Origin of the sequence: Pseudomonas kilonensis (assembly GCF_001269885.1) — a bacterium.
In the GTDB taxonomy this organism is placed as follows: domain Bacteria; phylum Pseudomonadota; class Gammaproteobacteria; order Pseudomonadales; family Pseudomonadaceae; genus Aquipseudomonas; species Aquipseudomonas kilonensis.
On sequence record NZ_LHVH01000029.1, the window covers coordinates 23498 to 29883 of the forward strand.

The 6386-nt window shown below is 60.9% G+C and carries 8 protein-coding genes; 5 read left to right on the plus strand and 3 right to left on the minus strand.

Features of this window, described 5'->3' with window-relative positions:
* Window positions 1-71 precede the first annotated feature (71 nt).
* On the plus strand, window positions 72-389 hold the full coding sequence (locus tag AD662_RS21900; protein WP_003204826.1) for a helix-turn-helix domain-containing protein: 318 nt from the start codon (window positions 72-74) through the stop codon (window positions 387-389).
* 17 nt (window positions 390-406) lie between these two features.
* Here AD662_RS21900 and AD662_RS21905 read toward each other — a convergent pair whose 3' ends face one another.
* Window positions 407-1465 carry an MBL fold metallo-hydrolase gene (locus AD662_RS21905; RefSeq protein WP_018612683.1) on the minus strand — a complete coding sequence of 353 codons (1059 nt, stop codon included), beginning with the start codon at window positions 1463-1465 and terminating at the stop codon, window positions 407-409.
* A 189-nt stretch (window positions 1466-1654) separates the two neighbouring features.
* Between AD662_RS21905 and AD662_RS21910 the strand changes: the two genes are divergently transcribed.
* A complete protein-coding gene (locus AD662_RS21910) occupies window positions 1655-2263 on the plus strand; it encodes a TetR/AcrR family transcriptional regulator (protein WP_018612685.1) in 609 nt (202 codons plus the stop codon).
* 23 nt (window positions 2264-2286) lie between these two features.
* On the opposite strand, the gene AD662_RS21915 is transcribed toward AD662_RS21910, so the two are convergent.
* Together AD662_RS21915 and AD662_RS21920 are read right to left on the minus strand one after the other, a co-directional pair.
* Window positions 2287-2820, minus strand: coding sequence for a DUF1003 domain-containing protein (locus tag AD662_RS21915; RefSeq protein ID WP_033062884.1), 534 nt, complete (start codon window positions 2818-2820; stop codon window positions 2287-2289).
* A gap of 93 nt (window positions 2821-2913) precedes the next feature.
* Window positions 2914-3861: a LysR family transcriptional regulator gene (locus AD662_RS21920; RefSeq protein WP_053189726.1), complete on the minus strand. Its 948-nt coding sequence runs from the start codon at window positions 3859-3861 to the stop codon at window positions 2914-2916.
* Between the two features lie 14 nt (window positions 3862-3875).
* On the opposite strand from AD662_RS21920, the gene AD662_RS21925 reads away from it, so the two are divergent.
* The 3 genes from AD662_RS21925 to AD662_RS29675 all read left to right on the plus strand — a co-directional run bounded on the left by AD662_RS21925 (window position 3876) and on the right by AD662_RS29675 (window position 5683).
* Window positions 3876-4586, plus strand: coding sequence for a CTP synthase C-terminal region-related (seleno)protein (locus AD662_RS21925; protein ID WP_053189727.1), 711 nt, complete (start codon window positions 3876-3878; stop codon window positions 4584-4586).
* Window positions 4583-4897 (plus strand): antibiotic biosynthesis monooxygenase family protein, encoded by a 315-nt coding sequence (locus AD662_RS21930; RefSeq protein WP_018612696.1) that lies wholly within the window; start codon window positions 4583-4585, stop codon window positions 4895-4897. Before AD662_RS21925 ends, AD662_RS21930 begins: the two co-directional genes overlap by 4 nt.
* A gap of 327 nt (window positions 4898-5224) precedes the next feature.
* Window positions 5225-5683, plus strand: coding sequence for a hypothetical protein (locus AD662_RS29675; RefSeq protein ID WP_053189728.1), 459 nt, complete (start codon window positions 5225-5227; stop codon window positions 5681-5683).
* Window positions 5684-6386: the final 703 nt, after the last annotated feature.

A 6386-nucleotide genomic window follows, 5' to 3' on the forward strand; every position in this document is an offset into this window, starting at 1 on the left:
GAGATTGATCGGGATTCAAAACAACTGTACAAAAACACAGTGTTTTTAATCCCACAGCTTTGGAGCCCCCCATGGCCTCTCTCGCAATCAAAACCACCCTGGAACGCATCGCTGTCTATCAATTCACCCCTGCTCACAGTGCACAGGCTCGAGCCATGCTGGGTTGGAGTGTCGAGGAGCTGTCCCGTCAATCCGGCGTCTCGGTCCAGGCCATCCGCCGTTTCGAGGCCGGCGGCGAGTTGCTCGATGTGACTCGCCTGGCCCTGGCGTTTCGCCTGGAGGCCGAGGGCCTGGTGTTCTTCCCCGGCTTCGCACCGGGGCGCGGCATGAACATCAAGGGCGCGACGCCGGACCCGATGGGGCGCTCCGATTACGCCATGATTGAATAACGCCAATCCTGTGAGTGCTAGGCGATACCGGCCTGGTCCTGGTACGCCGAGGGCTCCACGTCCAGCCACCAGGCGCGGCCACGTTGCGGCTGCGTCAGGGTGAATGCTTCGCCCATTTGCGGCGTGGCAATGTGAACATTGCGTTCCCAGGCCAGGGCCAGGATGCGGTCGAAGGGTTCATACCAGGCATGCATCGCCAGGTCGAACGTACCGTTGTGGATCGGCAGCAGCCAACGGCCCTTGAGATCGATATGAGCCTGTAGGGTCTGCTCTGGCTGCATGTGGACGTGGGGCCAATCGACGTCATAGGCGCCGGTTTCCATCAGCGTCAGGTCAAAGGGACCATATCGCTCGCCGATGCGTTTGAAACCCTCGAAGTAGCCAGTGTCGCCGCTGAAGAAAATTCGCGTAGCGCCGTCGATCATCACCCACGAGGCCCACAAGGTGCTGTTGCTGTCAAACAGGCCGCGCCCGGAAAAGTGCTGGGAGGGCGTGGCAACGAACTCGATACCGTCCACCTCGGTACTTTGCCACCAATCCAGTTGACGCACCTTGTTGGCGTCGACGCCCCATTTGATCAGGGTGTCGCCCACGCCAAGGGGCGCCAGGAAGTGGCGGGTCTTGGCCGCCAGCTTGAGGATGGCCTGATGATCGAGGTGGTCGTAATGGTCATGGGACAGGATCACCGCTTCGATCGGCGGCAATTCTTCCAGGCTGATGGGCGGCTGATGAAAACGCTTCGGGCCGGCCCATTGCACGGGTGAGGCGCGCTCGGCGAACACCGGGTCTGTCAGCCAGAATTTATCCCGCAGCTTGAGCAATAGGGTGGAATGGCCGAGACGGAATACGCTGTTGTTCGGCGCCGCCAGCAGCGCGGCGCGCGTCAGCGCTTGAACCTCGATGGCGCCCGAAGGCCGAGTGGTGCGCGGCTTGTGGAAGATCATGTTCCAGATGATGCGCAGGGTAGTGCCAAAACCTTCCCTAGGGGTGAAGGCATGATTGCGATACTTGCCCTGTTCATGCCGGGATGCGTCATGGGCGGACGGATTGTCGGTCGAAAGAGAGGGAATGGTCATGGTGCGATAACTCCAAGGGCGTCGGCGCAATTGCGCTTCGCCGTTGTGGGACGCTGGATGGCCGTTGCATGCACGCTCAGCCGCTTGACTCAAAACTACACCACTCGGTGTAGTTTCTAGATTGCATGAATCCCGGGAGCAAGTAAACTGCCGAGTGTAAGTTCTCTCATCTCAACCGACGAATTGCCCATGACCGTACCGCAGCGCCTTACCGAGCGAAAACGCGAAGCCATTCTCCAGGCCGCGATTGCTGAATTCCGTAGCAGCGGTTTCGAGATCACCAGCATGGACAAGATCGCGGCGACTGCCGGCGTATCGAAGCGCACGGTGTATAACCATTTTCCGAGCAAGGAAGAATTGTTTGCCGAAATTCTGAATCGGTTATGGAACAGCATTACCGCAGAGCAGGACATGCCCTACAGCTCGCAAAAGCCGCTGCGGGAGCAACTGCAAACGTTGCTGCAAGCCAAACTGCACATGCTGGCGGACGAGAACTTCCTCGACCTGGCGCGCATCGCCATCGCCGCCACCATTCATTCCCCCGAGCGAGCCCAGGACATGGTGTCGCGCATGGGCCAGCGGGAAGAAGGCCTGACGACCTGGATTCGCCAAGCCCAGGCCGATGGCCGGTTGAAACCCGTGGAGCCGGCATTTGCCGCCCAGCAAATGCATGGGCTGCTCAAGACGTTCGCCTTCTGGCCGCAGGTTTCGATGGGGCAACCCAGCCTGACCCAGGATGAGCAGGCCCAGGTGATCGAATCGGCCCTCGACATGTTCCTGAGCCGTTACCAAACCTGATCAAGAAATCCCGGAATGAAGGGCTACTGCACCGACGGGTTATGCACGACCTTCTGGTGCATTTCAGTGGTCAAGTTGTCGATACGCTCGGTCAATGCCTTGGTCATTTCCGTCAGGCGGGTGTTCTGCTCCAACAATTCGAGCAACTGCGCCGTATTCTGCGCGGCCTGGGCCTGGCGCTCGCTGTTGGCGATGGCCAAGGCTTCACGATGCAGGGCATCGGCTTCCGCCTGGGCTTTGTCCCGAGCGGCCTGGCGGGTTTGCGCCAGCAAAATCAGCGGCGCGGCATAGGCCGACTGCAGGCTGAACGCCAGGTTCAGCAAAATGAACGGGTAGGCATCGAAATGAAAGACCCCCACCAGGTTCAGGCTGATCCATAGCAGCACGATCAAGGTTTGCGCGCCGAGGAACATCGGCGTCCCGAAAAAACGCGCGAACGCCTCCGCTCTCAGCGCAAAGCGGTCATTGCCAAAGGTCGGCGCCAGATGCGCGTGAGGGCGGTGAAAACGCAGGTGGTCAACGGGCGCGGAAGGTGTGGGTTGGGAAGACTTCGTCATCGTGATGTTCTCGGCCAAGGGCTGGTGCTCAAGGCACTATAACCGTTGGGGAAGCGCCATCCATTGAGCCATGTACACCCTCGCCGTTAAAACTCAGCGCCAGCGCAGATTGCGCCCCAGCTCATCGAACAAGGTCACCACCGAGCGCAAGGCCCGGCAGTCGGGGCGGGTCAGGAGCCACAGGGCTGTGTCATACCCCCCCAGCGGTTCGCCAAGGGGCATCAGGCCCTGGTGTTCATCGATCAGAAAGTCCGGCAGCGCCGCCACACCCAAGCCGGCTCGCACCAGTTCGGTGACCGAGAGCATGCTGTTGCAGCGATAGGCGGGCACCACGCCGGGTAGACGCTGGCGGCGCCAGGCTACGGTGGGGTGATCCGGGAGGAAATCGTCCGGTGCGATCCAGGTCATGGAAGCCAGGTCATCCACATCCACCGAGCGCAGATACGTGGCACTGGCACATACCCGGTAAGCCACATTGCCCAGGTTTCGACCAACCAGGTGTTCCGGCGGCGTACGGGTCAGGCGTAACGCAATGTCGGCATCGCGGCGGCTCAGGTTGGCGAAGTCGTTCGAGGTGCTCAGCTCAAGGGTCAACGCCGGGTAAGCGGGCATGAAGCGCGCCAGCGCAGGCAGCAGCAACGCTTGCAGGACCGAGTCGCTGCACGTCAGGCGTACCGTCCCGCTGATGACCGCACCGCCCTGCTCCACGCCTACCCGCGCCGCCTCCAAGGCCTGTTCGGCGCGCTCGGCTTGCTCGGCCAGTGCCTGGGCCAGGCTCGTGGGCAAGTACCCGGAACGGCTTTTTTCGAACAAGGGCTGGCCCAGGGCCGCCTCCAGCCGACGTACCGAACGAAACACCGTGGACACGTCCACCTGCAGCAATCGAGCGGCCCGGGCCAGTGAGCCGCCACGGACCAGTGCGAGGATCAGGGACAGGTCGGGATAGTCCAGACGATAGTGCGCTGCTGCATTGATCACTTGGATAAACGCCAATATTGATTGCGTGAACGCCAATCTATAGTGGCGACCAGGAATCAACAAGCGGCGAGTCTCTCATGGAAAAACAGCGTCCTTTACACATCGCCCTGGTCGGCGACCACGACCCACACATCACCGCTCACCGCGCGATCCCCATCGCACTTGAGCTGGCCGCTGGGCAAGTCGGCCATGACATTCGCGTCCAATGGCTGGCAACGCCGCTCATCGCCGACAACGCAGTGCTGGAGGACTTCGACGGTATCTGGTGCGTACCGGGCAGCCCCTACCAAAACGAAGCCGGCGCCTTGCAAGCGATTCGTTTTGCCCGCGAACAGCGTCGCCCTTTCCTGGGCACCTGCGGTGGTTTTCAACATGCCGTGCTGGAATACGCCCGCAACGTGATGGGGTGGGCCGACGCCGCCCATGGCGAAACCGATCCAGAGGCTGAACGGGCACTGCTGACGCCGCTGAGCTGTGCCTTGGTCGAAACCATCGACAGCCTGCAGCTCGATGCGGGCTCGTTGATTGCCAAGGCCTATGGTCGCCAGAGGGTATTCGAGGGCTACCATTGCCGCTTCGGGATCAACCCGGACTTTGAAGAGGACTTGCTCAATCAACGCCTGCACGCCGTGGCCCGGGACTCGGCCGGCGGCCTGCGAGCGGTGGAGCTGCAAGACCATCCGTTCTTTGTCGCCACGCTGTTTCAGCCCGAACGTGCCGCACTGGAAGGGCGCGTGCCGCCGCTGGTCAGTGCGTTTGTCGAAGCCTGCGCCAGGAAAGCGTCATGAGCGCCCACTACTACGCGGTGATATTCACCTCCCTGCGCACCGAGGGGGACCAAGGCTACGCCGAAGCCGCCGAACGCATGCTGGCCCTTGCCCGGGAGCAGCCCGGATTTTTAGGCGTCGAATCAGCCCGTGGCGACGATGGTTTGGGGATTACCGTGTCCTATTGGAGCGATGAAGCTGCAATCCTGGCCTGGAAGCAGCATCCTGAACACAGCGCGATCCGCGAGCGCGGCCGCTCCACCTGGTATACCCATTGCCATACGAGGGTGTGCAAGGTCGAACGCGACTACGCCTTCCAACGCCAAACCTGATGCCAGGATACAAAACCTGTGGGAGCGAGCTTGCTCGCGATAGCGGTGGGTCAGCTTGCAGCGATGTTGAATGTGCCGCCGCCATCGCGGGCAAGCCTTGCTCCCACACTGAATCTCGGAGTGTTCACAGATCCCGCCTTCACCAAAAATCCCCTGTGGGAGCTGAGCTTGCTCCCACACTGAATCTCGGGTGTTCACAGATCCCGCCTTCACCACAAATCCCCTGTGGGAGCTGAGCTTGCTCGCGATAGCGGTGGGTCAGCTTGCAGCGATGTTGAATGTGCCGCCGCTATCGCGAGCAAGCCTTGCTCCCACACTGAATCTCGGGTGTTCACAGATCCCGCCTTCACCACAAATCCCCTGTGGGAGCTGAGCTTGCTCGCGATAGCGGTGGGTCAGCTTGCAGCGATGTTGAATGTGCCGCCGTCATCGCGGGCAAGCCTTGCTCCCACACTGAATCTCGGAGTGTTCACAGATCCCGCCTTCACCAAAAATCCCCTGTGGGAGCTGAGCTTGCTCGCGATAGCGCTGGGTCAGCTTGCAGCGATGTTGAATGTGCCGCCGCTATCGCGAGCAAGCCTTGCTCCCACACTGAATCTCGGGGTGTTCACAGATCCCGCCTTCACCACAAATCCCCTGTGGGAGCTGAGCTTGCTCGCGATGGCGATGGGTCAGCTTGCAGCGATGTTGAATGTGCCGCCGCCATCGCGGGCAAGCCTTGCTCCCACACTGAATCTCGGGTGTTCACAGATCCCGCCTTCACCACAAATCCCCTGTGGGAGCTGAGCTTGCTCGCGATAGCGGTGGGTCAGCTTGCAGCGATGTTGAATGTGCCGCCGTCATCGCGGGCAAGCCTTGCTCCCACACTGAATCTCGGGGGTTCACAGATCCTACCTTCACCACAAATCCCCTGTGGGAGCTGAGCTTGCTCGCGATAGCGGTGGGTCAGCTTGCAGCGATGTTGAATGTGCCGCCGCCATCGCGGGCAAGCCTTGCTCCCACACTAAATCTCGGGGTGTTCACAGATCCCGCCTTCACCAAAAATCCCCTGTGGGAGCTGAGCTTGCTCGCGATAGCGGTGGGTCAGCTTGCAGCGATGTTGAATGTGCCGCCGCCATCGCGGGCAAGCCTTGCTCCCACACTGAATCTCGGGTGTTCACAGATCCCGCCTTCACCACAAATCCCCTGTGGGAGCTGAGCTTGCTCGCGATAGCGGTGGGTCAGCTTGCAGCGATGTTGAATGTGCCGCCGCTATCGCGAGCAAGCCTTGCTCCCACACTGAATCTCGGGTGTTCACAGATCCCGCCTTCACCACAAATCCCCTGTGGGAGCTGAGCTTGCTCGCGATAGCGGTGGGTCAGCTTGCAGCGATGTTGAATGTGCCGCCGTCATCGCGGGCAAGCCTTGCTCCCACACTGAATCTCGGAGTGTTCACAGATCCCGCCTTCACCACAAATCCCCTGTGGGAGCTGAGCTTGCTCGCGATAGC